Here is a 21,199-nt window from a genome sequence, read left to right as displayed (position 1 = left end):
TGGTAACCCGGCGCATGAAGACTAACTCCGTGAGTGACGAAGCAATTAAAGGAGAGACCCGATGAACGTATTGGACGCAGGTAACGCATTCCCGAAACTGACCGTGGCAGAGCTGCAAGGCGGCATGTTGACCCTTGGCACCCCGCGGGGCGACAATGACTGGCAACTGGTGGTCGTCTATCGCGGTCTGCATTGCCCGATCTGCAAGAAATACCTGTCGACGCTGGACGGGCTGGTCGCGGATTTCAACAAGGCAGGTGTGGACGTTGTTGCCGTATCGGGTGATCCGAAAGACAAGGCGCGCGAGATGGCGCAAGAGCAGGATCTATCCCTGACCATCGGCTATGACATGAGCATCGCACAGATGCGCGAACTGGGGCTCTATGTCTCTGACCCGCGCAGCCCGCAAGAAACCGATCAGCCCTTCGCAGAGCCCGGCGTGTTCGTGGTGAATGGCGACGGTAATATCCAGATCCTCGACATCTCGAACGCGCCCTTCGCGCGGCCTGATCTGGAGGGGCTGCTGAACGGGATCAAGTTTGTGCGTGACAACGACTATCCGATCCGCGGCACGCACGCGGGGGCATAGGCAGCTTTGCGCGGGGCTGGTTAAAACAGACTAGCCCCGCGTGACCTTTCGCGCTACACTGCAAGCTAGACCCCGAAAAGGGGCGGAACGAGGCAGTGTAAGGCAGGTCCCATGACAGAAATGGTCTATGGCGCGGTTCCCGTTCGGGATGGCGAACCGATTCTTCCCAAATGGTGGCGTACGATCGACAAATGGGCGATGTCCTGCATCCTCCTGCTGTTTGCCGTGGGCATGTTGCTGGGGCTGGCGGCCTCCCCGCCGTTGGCCGCGAAAAACGGCTTTGACTCTTTTCATTATGTGCAGCGACAAGCTGTTTTCGGTGTGCTTGCCGTGATTGCCATGGTGCTAACATCGATGATGACGCCGGTGATGGTGCGGCGTCTGGCGATTGTCGGTTTTCTGGTGTCCTTTGTGGCGCTGGCCTTGCTGCCGTTCTTTGGCACCGACTTTGGCAAAGGCGCTGTGCGCTGGTATTCGATGGGCTTTGCGTCCTTCCAGCCGTCAGAGTTCCTCAAGCCCGGTTTTGTCGTTGTGGCGGCGTGGATGATGGCGGCCGCGCTCGAGATCAACGGCCCTCCGGGGAAAACGTGGTCCTTTGCGCTGTGTATTTCCATCGTGCTGATGCTGGCGTTGCAGCCCGACTTTGGTCAGGCCTGTCTGGTCCTGTTCGGCTGGGGGGTCATGTATTTCGTCGCCGGTGCGCCGTTGGTGCTGCTGGTGGGTATGGCCGGGCTGGTCGTCTTGGCGGGGACTTTTGCCTATTCCAACTCTGAACACTTTGCCCGGCGGATTGATGGGTTCCTGTCGCCCGACATCGATCCGCGCACGCAGCTTGGCTATGCCACCGATGCGATCCGCGAAGGCGGTCTGTTCGGGGTCGGCGTGGGCGAGGGGCAGGTGAAATGGTCGCTGCCCGATGCGCATACCGATTTCATCATCGCCGTTGCTGCCGAAGAATACGGCCTGATCCTCGTGATGTGTGTGATCGCGCTTTACGCCGTGATCGTGGTGCGGTCGCTGCTGCGTCTGGTGCGCGAGCGGGATCCCTTTATCCGTCTGGCGGGCACCGGGCTGGCCTGCATGTTCGGCGTGCAGGCGATGATCAACATGGGCGTGGCTGTGCGGCTGCTGCCCGCCAAGGGTATGACGCTGCCTTTCGTTAGCTACGGCGGGTCGTCGGTGATTGCCTCTGGCATCGCCGTGGGCATGTTGCTGGCGTTTACCCGTACACGACCACAGGGCCAGATCTCTGATCTATTGGGCCGGAGCCGTGCCCGATGACGGCGCCGCTGCTGGTCATCGCCGCAGGGGGGACAGGCGGGCATATGTTTCCCGCCCAAGCGCTTGCCGAAGTCATGCTGGCGCGGGGCTGGCGGGTAAAGCTGTCCACCGACGCGCGGGGGGCGCGCTATACCGGCGGTTTCCCCGAGGCAGTCGAGATTCAGCAGGTCAGCAGCGCCACTTTCGCGCGCGGCGGTCTGGTGGCCAAGGCCATCGCGCCGTTTCGTATTCTGGGCGGTGTGCTTGGCGGCATTTTCGGTATGCTGCGCGACAAGCCCGATGTGGTTGTCGGCTTTGGCGGGTATCCGTCGATCCCCGCGCTGACAGCGGCCTGGGTGCTGCGCAAGCCCCGGATGATCCACGAACAAAACGGCGTGCTCGGTCGGGTCAATGATCTGTTTTCGAAACATGTTGATGCCGTGGCTTGCGGCACATGGCCGACCACATTGCCCGATGGTGTCAACGCCGAACACACCGGCAATCCGGTGCGTGCCGCGGTGCTGGAGCGTGCGGGCGCGGGCTATATCGCGCCGGGCGATTACCCGATGGAGCTGTTGGTGATGGGCGGCAGCCAGGGCGCGCGCATCTTGAGCGAGGTGATCCCCCCCGCCATCGCCGATCTGCCGATGGAACTGCTGCGCAATATCCGTGTCAGCCATCAGGCGCGGGACGAGGATGGCCAACGGGTCGCTACCTTTTACGCCGAGAACGGGATCAATGCCGATGTGCAACCGTTTTTCCATGACGTGCCGCGGCGCATGTCCGAAGCCCAGCTGGTGATCAGCCGCGCTGGCGCGTCCAGCGTTGCCGATATCTCTATCATCGGGCGGCCGTCGATCCTGATCCCCTTTGCGGCGGCGACGGGCGATCATCAGACGGCCAATGCCCGTGGATTGGTGGACGCCGGTGCCGCGATCATGGTGCCCGAAAACATGGCCAACCCCGACAGTCTGCGGGCTCAGATCGAAATGGTGCTGACCCACGCAGAGGGCGCGCAGCAGATGGCGCGTGCCGCCCTGTCTGTCGCCAAGCCGGACGCCGCAGAAGAACTCGCCCAGATGGTGGAAACCCTGGCAACCGAAGGAAAGAAACGATGAACGCAGCCACGAAACTCCCCACCGATGTGGGCCCGATCCATTTCGTGGGTATTGGCGGTATCGGCATGTCCGGCATTGCCGAGGTGTTGTTGAACCACGGCTACCGCGTGCAGGGGTCGGACCTGAAATCGACCAAGATCACTGACCGTCTGGTGGACCTTGGCGCGACGGTGTTCGAAGGGCAGGAGGCCGCGAATATCGAAGGGGCCGCGGTTGTCGTGATCTCTTCGGCGATCAAGCCGGGCAACCCTGAACTGGATGCCGCACGGGTGGCGGGCCTTCCCATCGTGCGCCGCGCCGAGATGCTGGCAGAGCTGATGCGCCTGAAATCCAACATCGCGGTGGCCGGAACCCACGGCAAGACCACCACAACGACGATGGTGGCCGAACTGCTGGTCAACGGCGGGATCGATCCGACGGTTGTGAACGGCGGGATCATCCATGCTTACGGGTCGAACGCGCGGATGGGGCAGGGCGAATGGATGGTGGTCGAGGCGGATGAATCCGACGGCACCTTCAACCGTCTGCCCGCGACCATTGCCATCGTGACCAATATCGACCCCGAGCATATGGAGCATTGGGGCGACTTCGATACCCTGCGCAAAGGGTTTCTGGATTTCGTCTCGAACATTCCATTCTACGGGCTGGCGGTCTGCTGCATCGACCACCCCGAGGTGCAGGCTTTGGTCGGCAAGATCACCGACCGGCGTGTCATGACCTATGGCTTTAACACCCAAGCCGACGTGCGCGCCGTCAATCTGCACTACAAGGCGGGCGTGGCGCATTTCGATATCATGTTCCAGACCGAAGGCATCACGATCAAGGATTGCAGCCTGCCGATGCCCGGGGATCACAACGTGTCAAACGCGATGGCGGCGGTCGCCGTGTCGCGCCACCTTGGCATGAAAACCGAAGAAATCCGTGCCGCGCTTGCCGGGTTCGGTGGCGTGAACCGTCGCTTTACCAAAGTGGGCGAAGTGGATGGCGTGACGATCATCGACGACTACGGTCACCACCCGGTCGAGATTACCGCCGTGCTGAAAGCCGCACGTCAGGCCACCGAAGGGCGCGTGATCGCGGTCCACCAGCCCCACCGCTACAGCCGTTTGCACCACCATTTTGAGGAATTCTGCGCCTGTTTCAACGATGCCGATGTTGTTGGCATCGCCGAGGTCTATGCCGCGGGCGAGGCCCCGATCGAGGGGGCAGGGCGCGATGATCTGGTCGCAGGGTTGATCCGTCATGGTCACCGCCACGCCCGCGCCGTCCAAAGCGAGGATGATCTGGCGCGACTGGTCCGCGAACAGGCAGGGCCGGGGGATATGGTTGTCTGCCTTGGGGCAGGGACAATCAGCACCTGGGCCAACGCCTTGCCTGCCGCGCTTGAAGCCTTGAAGAAGGAAGCCGTCTGAATGGCGCGGACCCCATCATACGGGGGCCGGTCATGACCTTGCTTTGGGCTTGCATCCTGTGGGTCTTTTGCTCGGCCACGGTGGCGACGCTGCCCATGCGTCTGCAATATATTCCCGGTGTGATCCTGCTGATTGCCGCACCGGTGCTGATCATCCTGATCGGTCTTCAGGTGGGCTGGCTCTATAGCCTGCTTGCTCTTGCTGCCTTTGTGTCCATGTTCCGCAATCCCTTGCGCTTTTTGCTGGCCAAGCTGCGCGGACAAAACCCGGAGGTTCCAAAATGAGTATATCACTGGTTCTTGCCTGTTTTTGGGCGGTCGTTGCCAATGTGTTGGCAATGACGCCCAGTTCTGACCAGCATTGGCGCAGCGCCTATGTGCTGATTGCCGTCGGCATACCCGTCCTGGGGTTTGTCACCATGCAGCATGGCCCTTGGGTCGGGATGCTGGTGTTCGCGGGCGGGTGTTCGGTGTTGCGCTGGCCGGTGATCTATCTGATGCGCTGGCTGCGCGGTGCCGCTGTGCGGAATGCCGCAAAGTGAACCTGACGCTGGTGATCCTGATCAGCATCCTCGTGGTGTGGATGCTTGCCGCGGGCTGGTGCGGTCTGATGCGCCGGTATGGCGGCTTTGTGCTGGTCCTTCTGGCAGGGCTCGCGCTGAACTGGGCGTGGATGATCTGGGGCCTTGGCGCGAAACCGCTGGAGCGTCCGGTGTTCATGGCGCAAGCCGCTGCCACGGGCTATGCGGTTTGCGCGTTTCTTGCAGGGTGGCTGGCCGGCCGTATCACGCGCGAGCTGCGGGCGAACCGACCTGATTGATTGGGCGGTTTTTGGCGCGCTTCGGTCGCATGTGGAAAATTGACCTCCCTCCCAAAGCGGGCTAGGCGATGGGCATGACAGATATTTCCTTTCCCGACATGCGCGGTAAGCTGACGCAAAACCGCCCCCTGGCTGATCTGACCTGGCTGCGCGTGGGCGGCCTTGCTGACTATTTCTATCAGCCTGCCGATGCGGATGATCTGGCGGCTTTCATGCAGGCGCTGCCCGCCGATGTCGTGGTCATGCCGATGGGGGTCGGGTCGAACCTGATCGTGCGCGACGGCGGCTTGCGGGCTGTGGTGATCCGGCTGGGGCGCGGGTTCAACACCATCAGTTGCGAAGATGGAATCGTCACCGCAGGTGCCGCGGCGCTGGACGCCCATGTCGCGCGCAAGGCAGCAGACGCGGGGCTGGACCTGACCTTCCTGCGCACAATCCCGGGTAGTATTGGCGGCGCGGTACGGATGAACGCGGGCTGCTATGGTGCCTATACTGCTGATTATTTCATCAGCGCAGACGCGATCACCCGCACAGGCGAACAGGTCACGCTTGGGCCGGACGATCTGCAATTTGCCTATCGCCAGACCGCTTTGCCAGACGGGTATGTCATCACCGCTGCCCGTTTCGCGCCCCCCAAAGGCGAGGCGCAAGCGCTGCACGCACGGATGGAGGACCAGCTGCGCAAACGGGACGAAACCCAACCCACCAAGGACCGCAGCGCGGGGTCGACGTTCCGCAATCCGGCGGGGTTTTCCAGCACGGGGCAGGCGGATGACCGCCACGATCTGAAGGCGTGGAAGGTCATTGACGACGCCGGTTTGCGCGGTGCCACCTTGGGTGGCGCGCAGATGAGCCCGAAACACCCCAACTTCCTGATCAATACGGGTTCCGCGACGGCAGCAGACCTTGAAGCATTGGGGGAAATGGTGCGAAAAAAGGTTTACGATTCCAGCGGGATTACGCTAGAGTGGGAAATTATGCGGATCGGCGAAAAATAAACGTTCGAGCGTCATGATTTAGGGCCGCCAAAAGGTCCGGAACAGAATGAATAAGGGTCGCAACAGGCCCGTTTAAAAAGGCAGATTGAGTGGGATTGTCGAGCAGGACACCCCCGAGAGTTGCAGTATTGTTGGGTGGCCCCTCGGCGGAACGCGAGGTGTCTCTGTCAACAGGGCGCGCCTGCGCAGCGGCTTTGCGGGACCGGAGTTTCGAAGTCATCGAGGTCGATTGCGGCCCCGACCTTTGTGCCGATCTGGGCGCTGCTCAACCCGATGTCGTTCTGAATTGTTTACATGGCCGCTGGGGCGAAGACGGCTGCGTGCAGGGTTTGCTGGAATGGATGGGCCTGCCTTACACACACTCCGGCGTGCTGGCCTCCGCCCTTGCGATGGACAAACAGCGCAGCAAGGAAGTTTTTCGTGCCGCGGGTTTGCCTGTTGTGGAAAGCCTGATCGTATCGGCGGCGACGGTGCGGGGATCCCATGTGATGGACCCGCCCTATGTGGTCAAGCCGAACAACGAAGGGTCATCCGTCGGTGTTTACCTTGTCGAGATCGAAAACAACGGCCCGCCACAGTTGGATGATGCCATGCCCGCCGAGGTCATGGTCGAGAAATTCATCCCCGGTCGCGAACTGACCACCACCGTGATGGGCGAACGTGCGCTGACTGTGACCGACATCCACACGACGGGCTGGTATGATTACGACGCCAAATACAAGGCGGGCGGGTCGACCCATGTGGTCCCTGCCGATATCCCGCACGAGATTTTTGAGCTCTGCATGGATTACGCCCTGCGGGCGCATAACGCGCTTGGCTGTCGCGGTGTCAGCCGCACGGATTTCCGGTGGGATGAAAGCAAGGGGGCAGCGGGGCTGTTCCTGCTGGAAACCAACACCCAGCCCGGCATGACCCCCACGTCGCTGTCGCCCGAACAGGCGCAGGCGGTTGGCATTTCCTTTGGCGAGCTCTGCGCCTGGATGGTCGAGGACGCGTCATGCAATCGTTGATCAAACGCGTCAAACCCGCCAAGCCGGCCAAGGCAGATCCCGCACCATCACGTTGGGCGTGGCGCATGCAGCGCTTGATGCTGACGCCGACGTTCCGTTTCGGGCTGCGCGTCGGGGTGCCGTTCTGCTTGGCGTTGGCAGCGGGGACAATCTATCTGTCGGACGAAGCACGACGCGGCCAGTTGGCCGATGTCTATGCCAATGCCCGCACCAGCATCCAGCAGCGCCCTGAATTCATGGTCAAGCTGATGGCGATTGATGGTGTCGAAGGCGTTTTGGCCGCCGACGTGCGTGCTGCTGTGCCTGTCGAATTTCCAACCAGTTCCTTTGATCTTGATCTGCCTGCATTGCGGCAGGCGATCACCGATCTTCCCGGCGTCAAGCAGGCGTCGCTGCGGGTGAAGCCGGGCGGCGTGTTGCAGGTGTCGGTACAGCCACGGGTGCCGGTCGCCGTTTGGCGCAGCCAGGACGGGCTGCTGCTGATCGACGCCGAGGGAAGCCCCATCGGCCAGCTTGCATCGCGAGGCGATCGCACGGACCTGCCCTTGGTGGTAGGCGAGGCGGCGAACCAGCGTGTGAGCGAAGCGCTTGAATTGATCCGCACGGCGGCTCCGTTGGGGGAGAGGCTGCGCGGTTTGGTGCGCATGGGAGAGCGGCGATGGGACGTCGTTCTTGACCGTGAGCAGCGTATCTTGCTGCCCGAAACCCAGGCCGTTCAGGCGCTGGAGCGGGTGATCGCGCTGGAAGGCGCACAGGATGTGCTGGCCCGCGACGTTGCGCGGGTAGACATGCGGTTGGCCCAACGGCCCACCGTGCAAATGAACAAGGACGCCACACAAGAATTGTGGCGCATCAGGCAGATTTCGGGACAGTGAAAAGATGATGGACCTATACGATAGTCAGCGATCCATGCGCCACATGCGTAAGCTTGCGATGCAACGCGGCGTGGTGGCTATTCTGGATGTGGGCACGTCAAAGATCGCCTGCCTGGTGCTGCGGTTTGACGGCACGGGCCGCGTCTCTGAGGAGGGCGAGATCGGGTCGCTTGCAGGACAATCCGGTTTTCGCGTGATCGGGGCTGCGACCACGCGGTCGCGCGGGGTCCGCTTTGGCGAGATCTGCGCCATGCAGGAAACCGAACGCGCTGTGCGTACCGCGCTGCAGGCGGCACAGAAAATGGCGAACATCCGTGTGGATCACGTGATCGCCTGTTTCTCGGGGGCTGAACCGCGCAGCTACGGTCTGGATGCCGCGCTTGATCTGGAAGGGCAGGTCGTGTCCGAGCAGGATGTCGCGCAGGTTCTGGCCAATTGCGACGTGCCCGAATACGGCGAGGGCCGTGAAGTGCTGCATGCCCAGCCGGTGAACTTTGCGCTGGATAACCGGTCGGGCCTGTCCGATCCCCGCGGCCAATTGGGCAATACCCTGTCGGTCGATATGCATATGCTGACCGTGGATGCGGCGGCGGTTCAACACCTTGCCCATTGCATCAAGCGCTGTGACCTCGAACTGGCGGGCGTTGCGTCTTCGGCCTATGTTTCGGGGATTTCATCGCTGGTCGAGGACGAACAGGAACTTGGTGCCGCCTGTATCGATCTTGGCGGCGGGTCGACCTCTGTTTCGATCTTCATTCGCAAACACATGATCTATGCCGACAGCGTGCGCATGGGCGGGGATCATATCACCTCTGACATCTCTATGGGGTTGCAGGTGCCGACGGCCAATGCTGAACGGATCAAGACCTTCTATGGCGGGGTGCATGCGACAGGCATGGACGACCGCGAGATGATCGATATCGGTGGAGATACCGGTGATTACGAACACGACCGTCGCACTGTCAGTCGGGCCGAGCTGATCGGCATCATGCGCCCCCGTGTCGAAGAAATTCTGGAAGAAGTCCGCGCCCGTCTGGATGCCGCGGGTTTTGACCACCTGCCAAGCCAGCAGATCGTGCTAACCGGCGGCGGCAGTCAAATTCCGGGCCTTGATGGTCTGGCAAGCAAGATTTTGGGCCAACAGGTCCGTTTGGGCCGCCCGCTGCGCGTGCATGGCCTGCCGCAAGCCGCAACCGGTCCGGGTTTCGCCTCTGCTGTAGGGTTGGCGCTGTTTGCCGCGCACCCGCAGGACGAGTGGTGGGACTTTGACATTCCCGCCGACCGCTACCCATCCCGGTCGTTGAAGCGCGCTGTCAAGTGGTTCCGCGACAACTGGTAACCCCCAGATGCGGTGCGCGCGTCGAAATCATGAGAAAACCGGCAAAAAAAACGCCCATATAATGTGTCAAAACCGTGTTTTCTAGGTGACGCATGGGCGTTCTCCCTATACAATAAGGGGGATTGCACAAAAAATGCTCCGTAAGCGAGCTAAACAATACAGGCGGATGGCTCATGACCCTTAATCTTTCAATGCCCGGACAGGGCGACCTGAAACCCCGCATCACAGTGTTTGGTGTTGGCGGGGCAGGCGGCAACGCCGTGAACAACATGATCGAGAAAGAGCTCGACGGTGTTGATTTCGTGGTTGCCAACACAGACGCGCAAGCGTTGCAGCAAGCCAAAGCGGAAAGCCGCGTTCAGCTGGGCATCAAAGTGACCGAAGGTCTGGGTGCGGGCGCGCGGGCCTCTGTCGGTGCGGCCGCTGCCGAAGAAAGCATTGAACAGATTGTGGACCACCTGGCCGGCGCGCACATGTGCTTTATCACCGCCGGTATGGGCGGGGGTACCGGGACAGGGGCCGCGCCGATCATCGCGCAGGCTGCGCGTGAACTGGGTGTTCTGACCGTTGGTGTTGTGACCAAGCCGTTCCAGTTTGAAGGCATCAAGCGGATGCGTCAGGCTGAAGACGGTATCGAGGCGCTGCAAAAGGTCGTCGATACACTGATCATCATTCCCAACCAGAACCTGTTCCGTCTGGCGAATGAAAAAACCACCTTTACCGAAGCATTCTCCATGGCGGATGACGTGCTGTACCAAGGTGTCAAAGGCGTCACGGATCTGATGGTCCGCCCCGGCCTGATCAACCTCGACTTTGCGGACGTGCGCGCCGTGATGGACGAGATGGGCAAAGCGATGATGGGCACCGGCGAGGCAGAGGGCGAAGATCGCGCCATCCAAGCCGCCGAGAAAGCCATCGCGAACCCGCTGCTGGACGAAATCAGCCTGCGCGGTGCCAAGGGCGTTCTGATCAACATCACCGGCGGTCACGACCTGACCCTGTTCGAACTCGACGAAGCGGCGAACCGTATCCGCGAAGAAGTCGACCCGGACGCGAACATCATCGTGGGGTCCACGCTTGACACCGAACTGGGTGGCGTCATGCGCGTGAGCGTTGTTGCCACTGGGATCGATGCGGTTGACGTCAACACAGAGATGCCCGTGCCGCGCCGTTCCATGTCGCAGCCATTGCCTGCCAAAGCGCCAGAGGTTGAACAAGCCCCCGCCGCCGAAGCACCTGCACCCGTTGCCGCACAGGCCGAGTACGAAGAAGAGCCACAGCAGCAGCTGTTCAAGGAAGAAGCCGCGGTCAACCACAGCGGTTTCTCTGACACATCCTACGAAGACGAAGCGTCGGACGCAGATGATCTGCCACCCCCCGCCTACCGTCCCGAGGTTGCGTCCTTCCAGCCGCGCCGCGAAGAGGTGAATGTCGACGCGCAAGAGCAAGAGGCGTTTGTCGCGCCACGCGCCCCTGCACCCGGCACCCCATCGCCCGAAGCACTGGCCCGTCTGCGCGCCGCCGCGCAAAAAGCGTCGCCAAGCCAGCAGCAACAGCGTCAGCCGCAAGCGCAGCCGCAGCAGCAGCGTCAACAACCCGCCGCGGAGCAGGGCGAGAAGCGCTTTGGCATCAACTCGTTGATCAACCGCATGACCGGTCACGGTGAGGCGGAAACACAGCAGCAGCGCCCTGCACGTCAGCAGCCGCCGGTTCAGACCCGCGCGAGCTCTGCCGCGCCGCAGCCGCGCGACGTTCAGGACGAAGATCAAGAGCGGATCGAAATCCCCGCCTTCCTGCGTCGTCAGGCGAACTAAGCTTACCTAAGACGTCCTCGTAAACGTCCGAAAGGCCACCCTTGGGGGTGGTCTTTTTTGTTTGCGCCACAACTTTAAGCGTGCTGCGGTGCAGCAATTGGTGAACGCAAGTCAGTAACATTCCTTGAAATATTGCTGTTATATGTTCACGCTTCGGAGGCATTTCAGGGGCGTTCTGCGACCTAAAACATATATATAACAACGGCTTATTGGGGGTATGCGCACGTTAACGCCCAATTGTGACAGTGATGTTTCAGACGGTAGCAATGATTGAATTGAGCATTAGGAACGGCCCCGTTAGGACAGAGTTCAACTTAGACAGATGATCTTTGGACAGTGAGTATTGACCGTGCAGACAACCATTAAGACAGCGATCAGCTTTAGCGGCACCGGCCTTCATTCCGGCCGTCCTGCAACTGTGACGATCCGTCCGGCTGGCGCGCATCACGGTATCTGGTTCTCGCGCAGTGACGTGGATGTGGGCGATCGCCTGATCCCCGCCCGCTGGGATGCGGTAAATCGCTCGCCTCTCTGCACCAAACTGGAAAATGCGGCGGGTCTGCAAATCTCTACTGTTGAACACCTGATGGCCGCACTGGCCGGTTGTGGCATCCACAACGCGCTGGTCGAGATTGACGGCCCCGAAGTGCCAATCCTCGACGGCTCTGCCGCGCCCTTCGTGCGTGGTATCATGCAGCGCGGCGTTCGCGTTCTTGCGGCCCCTGTGCGCGCTTTCGAAGTACTGAAAACGGTCACCGTGACGGATGGAGAAGCCTCGGCCACTATCGCACCGGCAGACACCATGAAGATCGACTTTGTCATCGATTTCGCCGATGCCGCCATTGGCCATCAGGAAAAGTCGCTGGTCATGAACAACGGCAGCTTCGCCCGCGAACTTTGCGACAGCCGGACCTTCTGCCGTCAGGCGGATGTCGACGCGATGCAGGCGAACGGTCTGGCATTGGGCGGTCACGCTGGTGAAAATGCTGTCGTCTTCGACGGCGACCAAGTGCTGAGCCCAGGTGGTCTGCGCCACGCGGACGAACCCGTACGCCATAAGATGCTGGATGCCTTGGGGGATCTGGCGCTGGCCGGCGCTCCGCTGATCGGCCATTACACCGGCGTACGCGCCGGCCACAGCCTGACCAACACGCTGCTGCGGGCGCTGTTCGCGACCCCCGGTGCCGTGCGCATGGTTGAATGTGACGCGCAAATGGCGTCGCGTCTGCCCGGCTTTGGCCTTGAGTGGGACGAAATCCCCGCCGTTGCCTGAAAGCGGTAACGCGATGTCGCAGGGCAGGGCGTTAACGACGGTTGAAACTCCGGTGGGGCTTGGGTAATCCTTTGTTTACGATTTGGCCCGTCGACAGCCGCCCTTGTAGGGGACTGCCGAATGGTCGTTTTGTTGCGCGAAACCTTGTGCTAGTCACGGGCAAAGGCGTATCGTGAAACGTGACGCAGAGTTTAAAGCGAGGGTGAAACGCATGACGGGTACGATGTCGCGCAAGCGGGTGGTCGGTGCGGTGCTTTTGGCGGGCGTTCTTGGCGCGTGCGGTGGTGCTCAGGACACGGGTCGGACGACCAACAGCTTCTTCAACCCTCAGGAAATTCCGCTTGAAACATACTCGGCCGAGCAGATTTACGAGCGTGGCGAATTTGAACTGAACCGCAAGCGCCCTGCCGAAGCCGCTGAATATTTCTCCGAGATCGAACGCCTCTACCCCTATTCCGAATGGGCCAAGCGGGCGCTGATCATGCAGGCTTTCGCCTATCATCAGGATCAGGATTACCCCAACAGCCGCTCTGCCGCGCAGCGCTATATTGATTTCTTCCCCGATGATGATGACGCGTCCTATGCAAGCTACCTTCTCGCGCTAAGCTACTATGACCAGATCGACGAAGTTGGCCGCGATCAGGGGCTGACCTTTCAGGCGCTGCAAGCGCTGCGTCGCGTGATCGAGGATTATCCAGACAGCGAATATGCGCGGTCTTCCGTGCTGAAATTCGATCTGGCGTTTGACCATCTGGCGGGCAAGGAAATGGAAGTGGGGCGCTATTATCTGCGTCGCAAACACTATACCGCGTCGATCAACCGCTTCCGCGTCGTTGTCGAGGATTTCCAGACAACCACCCACACCGCCGAGGCGCTGCACCGTCTGGTAGAGGCCTATCTGTCGCTGGGTCTCACGGACGAGGCGCAGACCGCAGGTGCCATTCTGGGGCACAACTACCAGTCCACCGAATGGTACGAGGCAAGCTATAAGCTGCTGACCGGTCAGGGCCTTGAAATGAAGTCCTTCGGCGATAACTGGTTGACCGCGATCTACCGCCAAACGATCAAGGGCGAATGGATCTGACCCAAGCGCCTTTTGACGGCCCACACGGATAGTGACCCATGCTACGCGGCCTAGATATTTCGGATATGCTGATCATCGACCGGCTGGAACTTGCGTTTCAGCCGGGTTTGAACGTTCTGACCGGCGAAACCGGGGCAGGTAAATCGATCTTGCTCGATAGCCTCGGGTTCGTGCTGGGCTGGCGCGGGCGCGCCGATCTGGTGCGTCAGGGCGCGTCTCAGGGCGAGGTCACGGCATGGTTCGATCTGCCCGAAGGCCACGCCGCCCACGCGGTGCTGGAAGAGGCGGGCCTGCCCGGCGGGGGAGAGCTGATCTTGCGCCGTATCAACGGGTCTGACGGGCGCAAAACGGCTTGGGTCAATGACCGCCGCTGCTCGGGCGAGGTGCTGCGCGCGCTGTCGGAAACGCTGGTCGAATTGCACGGCCAGCATGACGACCGCGGGTTGCTTGACCCCAAGGGCCACCGCGCCATTCTGGATGAATTCGCGGGCACCGCCGCGCTGCGCGACAAGGTGCGTCAGGCGTGGTCTGCCTTGGCTGCGGCGCGCAAGGCTGCCAAACAGGCCGCCGCCGAGCGCGAGGCGATTGCCGCCGAAGAAGAATACCTGCGCCACGCCGTGGCAGAGCTGGACAAGCTGGACCCGCAAGCGGGCGAGGAAGAACAGCTCGACGCGCGCCGCCGCCTGATGCAAAGCGCCGAAAAGATCCGCAGCGATGTGGTCAACGCCTACGAGATGATGGGGCAGGGCGGGGCCGAAACACAGCTGGGCGACGCCCTGCGCTGGCTCGACGGGGTGGCCCATAAAGCCGACGGCGCGCTAGAGGCCCCGATGGCCGCGCTTTCGCGTGCGATGGTCGAATTGGACGAGGCGATGGAAGGCGTGGTCGCTGCCATCGACACCATGTCGTTCAACCCGATCGAGCTGGAAGAAACCGAAGAGCGCCTCTTTGCGATCCGCGCCATGGCCCGCAAGCACGAGGTGCTGGCCGATGATCTGGCGGGCTTTGCCGAGACGCTGCGCGGCAAGCTGGACGCGCTGGACGCGGGCGAGGCCGCACAGGCGGGCCTAGAGAAGGCCGTGCGCGACGCCCAAGCCGCCTATGATGCCGCAGCCGACGCCCTGACCGATGCGCGCCGCAAGAAAGCGGGCAAGTTGGACAAGGCCGTCGCGGCAGAGCTTGCCCCGCTCAAGATGGAGCGCGCGGTCTTTGCCACGCAGATCACCGAGGAAACGCCCGGACCGGAAGGCCGCGATGCGGTGTCCTTTACCGTGGCCACCAACCCCGGCGCGCCTGCGGGCCCACTGGGCAAGATCGCATCGGGCGGGGAGCTCAGCCGCTTTCTGCTCGCGCTTAAAGTCTGTCTGGCCAAGGGGCAAACCGGTCTGACGATGATCTTTGACGAAATCGACCGGGGTGTCGGCGGTGCGACTGCCGATGCGGTGGGGCGTCGTCTGGCGGCGCTGTCGCAGGGCGGGCAGGTGCTTGTTGTCACCCACTCCCCCCAGGTTGCCGCTTTGGGCGCGCATCACTGGCGCGTGTCCAAGGCCGTGTCCAAGGGCATGACCCTATCGACCGTTACGCCGCTGTCAGCGCCGGAACGCGTGGACGAGGTTGCGCGGATGCTGGCTGGGGATACGATTACCGAGGCCGCACGCGCCGCCGCGCGCGAGCTTTTGGGCGAAGAATTCGCCAGCTAACGGCACAGTCTTGATTGCAGGGGTTTTAACGCAGGCGGCTCTGTCCTAGACATGGGTAAACCCTGACAGCAAAGCCGCCATGCCTTTGAAACCGCGCCCCTTTCTGAACCAGCAGTATGACACATTGTGCAGCCATGCGCGTTTGGGGTGGGATGTGTTGCGTGAAAAAGGGCCGGGCAAGGTCACCTTCTGGTTCATCGCGCTTGCAATCGGCATCTCGGCTGGCTTTGCCGCGCTGTTTTTTCGCAAAGGGATCAACGCGTTACAGGCATTTCTTTACGGCACTGAAGACGTGCAGCACCTGCATAGTTTTATCGGCAGCCTTGATTGGTATTGGGTCGTTCTGATCCCCACCATCGGCGGGCTGACCGTGGGGCTGATCTTGCATAATTTCACCCGAGACGCCCGTGTGCGCAGCGTCGGCGATGTGATCCTTGGCGCGGCATTGCACGAAGGTCGGGTGGAAACACGGGCCGGTATTGCGTCGGCGCTGGCCTCGCTGATCACGCTGAGCACCGGCGGATCGTCAGGGCGAGAAGGGCCGGTGGTCCACCTTGCGGGCGTGATCTCGACCCTCGTGAGCCGCCGGATCAATGCCAGCGGTATTACCGGTCGTGACCTGTTGGGCTGCGCCGTTGCGGCGGCCGTCTCTGCCAGCTTTAACGCCCCGATCGCAGGCGCGCTTTTCGCGCTCGAGATCGTCTTGCGCCACTTTGCCGTGCACGCCTTTGCGCCCATCGTGATCGCGTCGGCCGCCGGCACTGTGATCAACCGTTTGGAATTCGGCGGCCTGACCGAATTCGCCCTGCCCACCGTGGGCGATATGTCCTTCTATGCCGAGCTGCCCGCCTTCCTGCTGCTGGGGCTTACCTGCGGCGTGGTGGCAGTGTTTCTCATGCGCGGTATCTTCTGGGCCGAAGATTTCGGCAACTTCATACAGGCCCGCAGCAAGCTGCCGCGTTACTTGCGCCCTGCCGTGGCGGGGGCAATCCTTGGCGTGATTGCGCTGTGGTTCCCGCATATCATCGGCGTCGGATACGAGACGACAACCCGTGCGTTAAGCGGTGATATGATCCTGCACGAAGCCGTTGTCTTTGCCGTGCTCAAGATCATCGCGGTGTCGATCACCCTTGGCGGGCGGATGGGCGGCGGGGTGTTTTCGCCCTCGCTGATGTTGGGGGCGCTGACGGGACTGGCCTTCGGGTTGATCGCCACGGGCGTCTTTCCCACGATGTCGGGGGCCACGTCGCTTTATGCGCTGGCGGGCATGGGCGCAGTGGCAGCTGCCGTTCTGGGGGCGCCGATCTCTACCACCTTGATTGTATTCGAACTGACCGGAGACTGGCAGACAGGTCTGGCGGTGATGGTCGCTGTCAGCATGTCGACCGCGCTGGCCTCGCGTCTGGTGCACCGCAGCTTTTTCCTGACGCAGATGGAACGCCGCGGTATCCACCTTGCCGCCGGTCCTCAGGCCTATCTGCTGGGCATGTTCATGGTGGGCCGCATCATGCGCCGCCCCGACGACCTGCGCGCTGCGAACGAAGAAACCTGCTGGGATCTGATTGGCGAGGGTACCTATATCGACGGCACCGCCACGCTAGAGGCCGCGATGCCGATTTTCGAGCAGACCGGTGCGGCGTTTATTCCCGTGGTCACGCTCAAGCCCGAATCGCCGCCCGAACTGCTGGGCGCGCTGTTCCATGTGGATGCGCTCAAGGCCTATAACCGCGCCCTGGCCGAGACAGCGGCCGAGGAACACTCCTGATTGTCGCTGTATTCGCGACAGTGGGTGCAGCAGGGCTGAACTGTCCTAAATATTGAAATGTATCTGAAATGCGGCGGTAATTTGTCTTTCTTGCGTTCCTCAGCGTAAGCTACACTCTGGGTATAGCTTAGGGGGATTTGAACATGCTTGGATTGACTTTACTACCAGCGCTCGCGCTTTTGGGATTTGCGGGATTGATTGGCAGCGACAGCGATGACGACGATACCAATGACGACATGCAAGACGTGGCAGAGCCCGAGGTGACAGATCCGCAGATCGCCACGCAGCAGGGCACCAACGGCCCTGATCTGGTCACGGGCACGGGCGCGAATGATGACATCGACGCGTTTGGCGGTGACGACACGGTAAACGGCTTTGGCGGCGATGACACGGTGCAGGGCGGCGCGGGCAATGACCTGCTGAACCTTGGCGGTGGCGACAATCTTGGCAATGGCGAAGAGGGTCGCGATACCGTCAACGGCGGGCCGGGTGCCGACACATTGCTGGGCGGGAACGGCGCGGACAGTCTTTCAGGCTTCGGGGGCACCGATGACCTGTCCGGCGGGCAGGGCAGCGATATGCTGCGCGGTGGTCTGGGTGATGATCTGCTCAATGGGAACAACGGCAGCGATATGCTTGATGGCGGTGCCGATAATGACACCCTGATCGGCGGTAGCGGCGACGATAGCCTTGGCGGCTTTGGCGGTGCGGATTCCCTCGTGGGCGGGCTCGGGTCCGACAATCTGGATGGCGGGGCCGATAATGATACGCTTCTGGGCGGCGGGCTGATGGACACGCTCTTTGGCGGTTCCGGCGATGACGTGCTGCGCGGTGGCACCAACAACGATCTGGTCAACGGCGGGTCGGGCGATGACGACGCCCAAGGTAACTTTGGCGCGGATACCGTGCTGGGGGGGCGCGGCAATGACACGCTAAGCGGTGGCGAAGGCTTTGACTACATCGAGGGGAACGACGGCGACGATATCCTGATGGGCAATGAAGGCAACGACGGGCTCAGCGGCGGGCAGGGCAATGACACGCTGATGGGCGGGGTTGGCAGCGATACGCTGAGCGGGTTGGCGGGCGATGATATGCTCGACGGGCAGGGCGGCAACGACCTGCTCAACGGCAACATCGGGAATGACACGTTGATGGGGGGCGGGTTGAACGACACGCTGAATGGCAATGGCGGCGACGATGTGATCAGCGGCGGCACCCAAAGCGATCTGATCAATGGCGGCAGTGGCAATGATGCGCTGTCTGGCGACGCAGGTGCCGATACGATCAATGCAGGCCCCGGCAATGACACACTGTCAGGCGGCGAGGGGCCGGACAAGCTGGCGGGCAACAGGGGCGACGACCTGATTGGTGGCGACGCTGGCAATGACGCGTTATTCGGCGGCATGGGCGACGACACGTTGAACGGCGGGGCGGGGAATGACTTTTTGATCTCGGGGCTGGGGACCGACAGTATTGACGGCGGTGCCGGTGACGATGTGATCCGCGCGTTCGACTTCAACCTCAACGGCAATGTGTCGGGCGATACCGATACGATGGCAGATGTCGTGCTGGGGGGCGATGGCAACGACACCATCAGCGCCAACGACGGCGATACCGTGTCAGGCGGCGAAGGGGCCGATGTGATCAATGCCATCGGCTATGATCAAGTGGGCAAGGCCCCGGTCATCGTGACCGACTTTAATCTCGCCGAAGACGGGCTGTACCTGCAGGAAACCCAAGGCTCACCCGCGCAATTCGCCCCCGGTGACGGGATGTTCGAGATCCGCGCCGCGGCCAATGGCACCGACAGTGAACTTGTGGTCAACGGCAATGTCGTGGTGATCGTGCAAAACACCAGCGCCGCCGATCTCAGCGCGGACACAAGCTGGCTGCTGAACGCATAAGAGGGGCCGCAGCCCCCCTTGCTTCGATCTTGAATTTCCAGGGCCCTCTCGGGGGCCCTAGATTTGTTCGACCGCAACCTCGGGCAATTGGTAGAAGGCCAGATGGCCCTTGATCTCGGCGACATCCTCGCTGGGGTCCTCGTAGGACCATGCCACGTTTTCCAACGTCCGGCTTTTGGTCACAACCGAGAAGTAATGCGCATCGCCCTTGTGCGGGCAGTGGGTGGTCTTGTCGGTTTTGTCCAGAAACGCCATGGCAATATCCGAACGGGGGATATAGATCACCGCGTCGTGGTCGCCTTCGCGCAGCTCAAGCGCGTTACGTGTTTCGGCCAGTACCGCGCCCCCTGCGCGCACTGTCCATGTTCCGTTCGACTTCAATATCTTGATATGGTCTGCCATTGCTGACCGTCCTCCCTGAATGAACTGAAATATATCGCGCTCAAACCGGCGCTGTTGCCGCATCCAACCACAGTTTTGCAACCGGTGATAGCCGCGGCCCGATCTTTTCCGCAACGTCGCGATGATAGGCGTTCAGCCAGTCTCGCGCATCTTGGCTCAGCATCTGCGGCACGATCAGCCGCGTGTCGATGGGTGCAAAGCTCAGCGTCTCCCACGACAGCATGGCGCGATGCGCGTCCCCGCCCGGAAGATCAGGCGCAGACCGCACCACGGCAAGGTTTTCCAGCCGGATGCCAAAGGCCCCCTCGCGGTAATAGCCGGGCTCGATGCTCAGGATCATCCCTTCGGACAGGGGCACCGTGCTCAGCTTGCTCAGACGTTGCGGCCCTTCGTGCACGCTAAGATAGGCCCCGACGCCATGGCCCAGCCCGTGATCGAAATCCTGCCCCGCCATCCAGAGCGGCAAACGCCCCACAGCCTCGATATCGCGCCCGGCCAGCCCTTGGGGCCAGCGCAGGCGGCTCATGGCGATCAAACCGTTCAGCACACGGGTAAACGCCTCTTTCGCCTCGACCGGCGGCGTGCCGATGGCGATGGTGCGGGTGATATCGGTGGTGCCATCCAGATATTGCCCGCCCGAATCCAGCACCAGCAGATGCCCGTCTTGCAAAAGGCGATCGGTGTCCTCGGTCACGCGGTAGTGCATGATCGCACCATTGGGGCCGGTGCCGGCGATGGTCTCAAAGCTGATCTCTTGCAAGGCCGGATCACGGCGGCGCGCGGTCTCCAGCTGGGTCACCACTTGCGTCTCCGTCACGCTGCCCGCAGGCTGCGCGTCCAGCCAGGCCAGCACCTCGACCAAGGCCGCCCCGTCGCGCAAATGCGCCGCGACAGAGCCTTCGATCTCCGCCGCGTTCTTGCAGGCTTTGGGCAGGGCGCAGGGGTCGTCGCCCCAGACGATCCGGTCGCCCAAAGCGTCCCAAACAGCCACAGGCACGGTGGCCTTCTCGACCAGCACGGGGCCCGACAGGTCGGCGAGAGCGTCTAAAAACGCCTCAGGCGCACGCAGGGTCACATGCGCGCCCAAATGCGCCTCAAGCCCCTCCAGCTTGGATGGGGCGACGAACGCGTCCACGTGACCCGCGCTATGCAGCACGGCAAAGCCATGCAGGACCGGATTGCGCGCGATATCGGACCCGCGGATGTTCAGCAGCCAACATAGGCTGTCGGGCAGGGTGATCACCGCGGCCCCACGGCCCTTGTCGCGCAGCCCTTCGGCCAGCCGCGCGATCTTATCGCCATGGGCCTCGCCCGCATAGCCGATCGGGTGGAGCTTGGCGGGGTTCATGGGCGGAGCGGGCTGGTCCTCCCAGATGCGGTCGACCAGATTATCGGTGCGGCGCAGCGTGATGCCGCTGCCGTCCAAGGCGTCCTCAAGCTGGACGATCTGCCCGGCGGCATGCAGCCAGGGATCAAAGCCGATAACGCCACCCTGAGGCAGCTGTGCGCGCAGCCATTCGGCCAACGAGACTTCGGGCCAGGCCACAGGCGTATAGACATCCGCCACCTGCGCCTTGACCTGCGTGCGGTAGCGCCCATCGATAAACACGCCCGCCACATCGCGCAAAGCGGCACAGAATCCGGCCGATCCGGTGAACCCCGTGAGCCATTTCAAGCGGTCGTCACGGGGGGCAACATATTCCCCCTGATGCGCGTCGGCGCGGGGCACCAGAAACCCGTCAAGCGCCTCTGCCTGCAACTCGTTGCGCAGCGCCGCCAGCCGTGGCGGCCCTTGTTCCGGCCGCGAGGTTACCTCGAACGATTGAAACATATCCCC

The 21,199-nt window shown here is 62.0% G+C and carries 19 protein-coding genes; 17 read left to right on the top strand and 2 right to left on the bottom strand.

Annotation, left to right across the window (positions count from 1 at the left end):
• Positions 1-61 precede the first annotated feature (61 nt).
• The 17 genes from SJY36_RS10220 to SJY36_RS10140 all read left to right on the top strand — a co-directional run bounded on the left by SJY36_RS10220 (position 62) and on the right by SJY36_RS10140 (position 18,960).
• The gene (locus tag SJY36_RS10220) at positions 62-589 is read left to right on the top strand and encodes a peroxiredoxin-like family protein (RefSeq protein ID WP_386174778.1); all 528 of its coding nucleotides are present in this window, start codon (positions 62-64) and stop codon (positions 587-589) included.
• A gap of 111 nt (positions 590-700) precedes the next feature.
• Positions 701-1,870, top strand: coding sequence for a putative lipid II flippase FtsW (gene ftsW / locus SJY36_RS10215; protein ID WP_005854131.1), 1,170 nt, complete (start codon positions 701-703; stop codon positions 1,868-1,870).
• Positions 1,867-2,967, top strand: a complete 1,101-nt coding sequence (locus SJY36_RS10210; protein WP_064215590.1) for a glycosyltransferase — start codon at positions 1,867-1,869, stop codon at positions 2,965-2,967. Before ftsW ends, SJY36_RS10210 begins: the two co-directional genes overlap by 4 nt.
• The gene (gene murC / locus SJY36_RS10205) at positions 2,964-4,379 is read left to right on the top strand and encodes a UDP-N-acetylmuramate--L-alanine ligase (RefSeq protein WP_005854127.1); all 1,416 of its coding nucleotides are present in this window, start codon (positions 2,964-2,966) and stop codon (positions 4,377-4,379) included. The genes SJY36_RS10210 and murC overlap by 4 nt, the downstream gene beginning before the upstream one ends.
• 32 nt (positions 4,380-4,411) lie before the next feature.
• A complete protein-coding gene (locus tag SJY36_RS10200) occupies positions 4,412-4,663 on the top strand; it encodes a DUF2484 family protein (RefSeq protein WP_005854125.1) in 252 nt (83 codons plus the stop codon).
• On the top strand, positions 4,660-4,920 hold the full coding sequence (locus SJY36_RS10195) for a DUF2484 family protein (RefSeq protein WP_037944515.1): 261 nt from the start codon (positions 4,660-4,662) through the stop codon (positions 4,918-4,920). The genes SJY36_RS10200 and SJY36_RS10195 overlap by 4 nt, the downstream gene beginning before the upstream one ends.
• Positions 4,917-5,198 carry a hypothetical protein gene (locus tag SJY36_RS10190; RefSeq protein WP_009824920.1) on the top strand — a complete coding sequence of 94 codons (282 nt, stop codon included), beginning with the start codon at positions 4,917-4,919 and terminating at the stop codon, positions 5,196-5,198. The genes SJY36_RS10195 and SJY36_RS10190 overlap by 4 nt, the downstream gene beginning before the upstream one ends.
• Before the next feature lie 68 nt (positions 5,199-5,266).
• Positions 5,267-6,196 carry a UDP-N-acetylmuramate dehydrogenase gene (gene murB / locus SJY36_RS10185; protein WP_386174772.1) on the top strand — a complete coding sequence of 310 codons (930 nt, stop codon included), beginning with the start codon at positions 5,267-5,269 and terminating at the stop codon, positions 6,194-6,196.
• A gap of 89 nt (positions 6,197-6,285) precedes the next feature.
• Positions 6,286-7,206, top strand: coding sequence for a D-alanine--D-alanine ligase (locus SJY36_RS10180; RefSeq protein ID WP_074634488.1), 921 nt, complete (start codon positions 6,286-6,288; stop codon positions 7,204-7,206).
• Entirely contained in the window at positions 7,194-8,081 is an 888-nt protein-coding gene (locus tag SJY36_RS10175) for a cell division protein FtsQ/DivIB (RefSeq protein ID WP_005854115.1), read from the top strand. Before SJY36_RS10180 ends, SJY36_RS10175 begins: the two co-directional genes overlap by 13 nt.
• Positions 8,082-8,085: 4 nt before the next feature.
• A complete protein-coding gene (gene ftsA / locus SJY36_RS10170) occupies positions 8,086-9,420 on the top strand; it encodes a cell division protein FtsA (RefSeq protein ID WP_037944512.1) in 1,335 nt (444 codons plus the stop codon).
• Between the two features lie 173 nt (positions 9,421-9,593).
• A complete protein-coding gene (gene ftsZ, locus SJY36_RS10165) occupies positions 9,594-11,234 on the top strand; it encodes a cell division protein FtsZ (RefSeq protein ID WP_037944511.1) in 1,641 nt (546 codons plus the stop codon).
• A gap of 349 nt (positions 11,235-11,583) precedes the next feature.
• Positions 11,584-12,507 carry a UDP-3-O-acyl-N-acetylglucosamine deacetylase gene (gene lpxC / locus SJY36_RS10160; protein WP_037964582.1) on the top strand — a complete coding sequence of 308 codons (924 nt, stop codon included), beginning with the start codon at positions 11,584-11,586 and terminating at the stop codon, positions 12,505-12,507.
• 211 nt (positions 12,508-12,718) lie between these two features.
• Positions 12,719-13,591 (top strand): outer membrane protein assembly factor BamD, encoded by an 873-nt coding sequence (locus SJY36_RS10155; protein WP_005854107.1) that lies wholly within the window; start codon positions 12,719-12,721, stop codon positions 13,589-13,591.
• Positions 13,592-13,629: 38 nt separating this feature from the next.
• Positions 13,630-15,291, top strand: a complete 1,662-nt coding sequence (recN, locus tag SJY36_RS10150) for a DNA repair protein RecN (RefSeq protein WP_386174767.1) — start codon at positions 13,630-13,632, stop codon at positions 15,289-15,291.
• 79 nt (positions 15,292-15,370) lie between these two features.
• Positions 15,371-17,056: a chloride channel protein gene (locus SJY36_RS10145; RefSeq protein ID WP_168592772.1), complete on the top strand. Its 1,686-nt coding sequence runs from the start codon at positions 15,371-15,373 to the stop codon at positions 17,054-17,056.
• A 143-nt stretch (positions 17,057-17,199) separates the two neighbouring features.
• The gene (locus SJY36_RS10140) at positions 17,200-18,960 is read left to right on the top strand and encodes a calcium-binding protein (RefSeq protein ID WP_386174763.1); all 1,761 of its coding nucleotides are present in this window, start codon (positions 17,200-17,202) and stop codon (positions 18,958-18,960) included.
• 57 nt (positions 18,961-19,017) lie between these two features.
• On the opposite strand, the gene SJY36_RS10135 is transcribed toward SJY36_RS10140, so the two are convergent.
• Positions 19,018-19,362, bottom strand: coding sequence for a DUF427 domain-containing protein (locus tag SJY36_RS10135; protein ID WP_005854099.1), 345 nt, complete (start codon positions 19,360-19,362; stop codon positions 19,018-19,020).
• A gap of 40 nt (positions 19,363-19,402) precedes the next feature.
• The gene (locus SJY36_RS10130) at positions 19,403-21,193 is read right to left on the bottom strand and encodes an aminopeptidase P family protein (protein ID WP_386174760.1); all 1,791 of its coding nucleotides are present in this window, start codon (positions 21,191-21,193) and stop codon (positions 19,403-19,405) included.
• Positions 21,194-21,199 lie beyond the last annotated feature (6 nt).

It is taken from the genome of Sulfitobacter sp. R86518 (assembly GCF_042466275.1).
Classification (GTDB): domain Bacteria; phylum Pseudomonadota; class Alphaproteobacteria; order Rhodobacterales; family Rhodobacteraceae; genus Sulfitobacter; species Sulfitobacter pontiacus.
This window is presented reverse-complemented; position numbering and strand designations above follow the sequence as displayed.

Excerpts from the sequence above, each read along its gene's own strand:
- SJY36_RS10220 (WP_386174778.1), top strand. The coding sequence starts at position 62 with ATGAACGTATTGGACGCAGGTAACGCATTCCCGAAACTGACCGTGGCA.
- ftsW (WP_005854131.1), top strand. The coding sequence starts at position 701 with ATGACAGAAATGGTCTATGGCGCGGTTCCCGTTCGGGATGGCGAACCG.
- SJY36_RS10210 (WP_064215590.1), top strand. The coding sequence starts at position 1,867 with ATGACGGCGCCGCTGCTGGTCATCGCCGCAGGGGGGACAGGCGGGCAT.
- murC (WP_005854127.1), top strand. The coding sequence starts at position 2,964 with ATGAACGCAGCCACGAAACTCCCCACCGATGTGGGCCCGATCCATTTC.
- SJY36_RS10200 (WP_005854125.1), top strand. The coding sequence starts at position 4,412 with ATGACCTTGCTTTGGGCTTGCATCCTGTGGGTCTTTTGCTCGGCCACG.
- SJY36_RS10195 (WP_037944515.1), top strand. The coding sequence starts at position 4,660 with ATGAGTATATCACTGGTTCTTGCCTGTTTTTGGGCGGTCGTTGCCAAT.
- murB (WP_386174772.1), top strand. The coding sequence starts at position 5,267 with ATGGGCATGACAGATATTTCCTTTCCCGACATGCGCGGTAAGCTGACG.
- SJY36_RS10175 (WP_005854115.1), top strand. The coding sequence starts at position 7,194 with ATGCAATCGTTGATCAAACGCGTCAAACCCGCCAAGCCGGCCAAGGCA.
- ftsA (WP_037944512.1), top strand. The coding sequence starts at position 8,086 with ATGATGGACCTATACGATAGTCAGCGATCCATGCGCCACATGCGTAAG.
- ftsZ (WP_037944511.1), top strand. The coding sequence starts at position 9,594 with ATGACCCTTAATCTTTCAATGCCCGGACAGGGCGACCTGAAACCCCGC.
- SJY36_RS10155 (WP_005854107.1), top strand. The coding sequence starts at position 12,719 with ATGACGGGTACGATGTCGCGCAAGCGGGTGGTCGGTGCGGTGCTTTTG.
- recN (WP_386174767.1), top strand. The coding sequence starts at position 13,630 with ATGCTACGCGGCCTAGATATTTCGGATATGCTGATCATCGACCGGCTG.
- SJY36_RS10145 (WP_168592772.1), top strand. The coding sequence starts at position 15,371 with ATGCCTTTGAAACCGCGCCCCTTTCTGAACCAGCAGTATGACACATTG.
- SJY36_RS10140 (WP_386174763.1), top strand. The coding sequence starts at position 17,200 with ATGCTTGGATTGACTTTACTACCAGCGCTCGCGCTTTTGGGATTTGCG.
- SJY36_RS10135 (WP_005854099.1), bottom strand. The coding sequence starts at position 19,362 with ATGGCAGACCATATCAAGATATTGAAGTCGAACGGAACATGGACAGTG.
- SJY36_RS10130 (WP_386174760.1), bottom strand. The coding sequence starts at position 21,193 with ATGTTTCAATCGTTCGAGGTAACCTCGCGGCCGGAACAAGGGCCGCCA.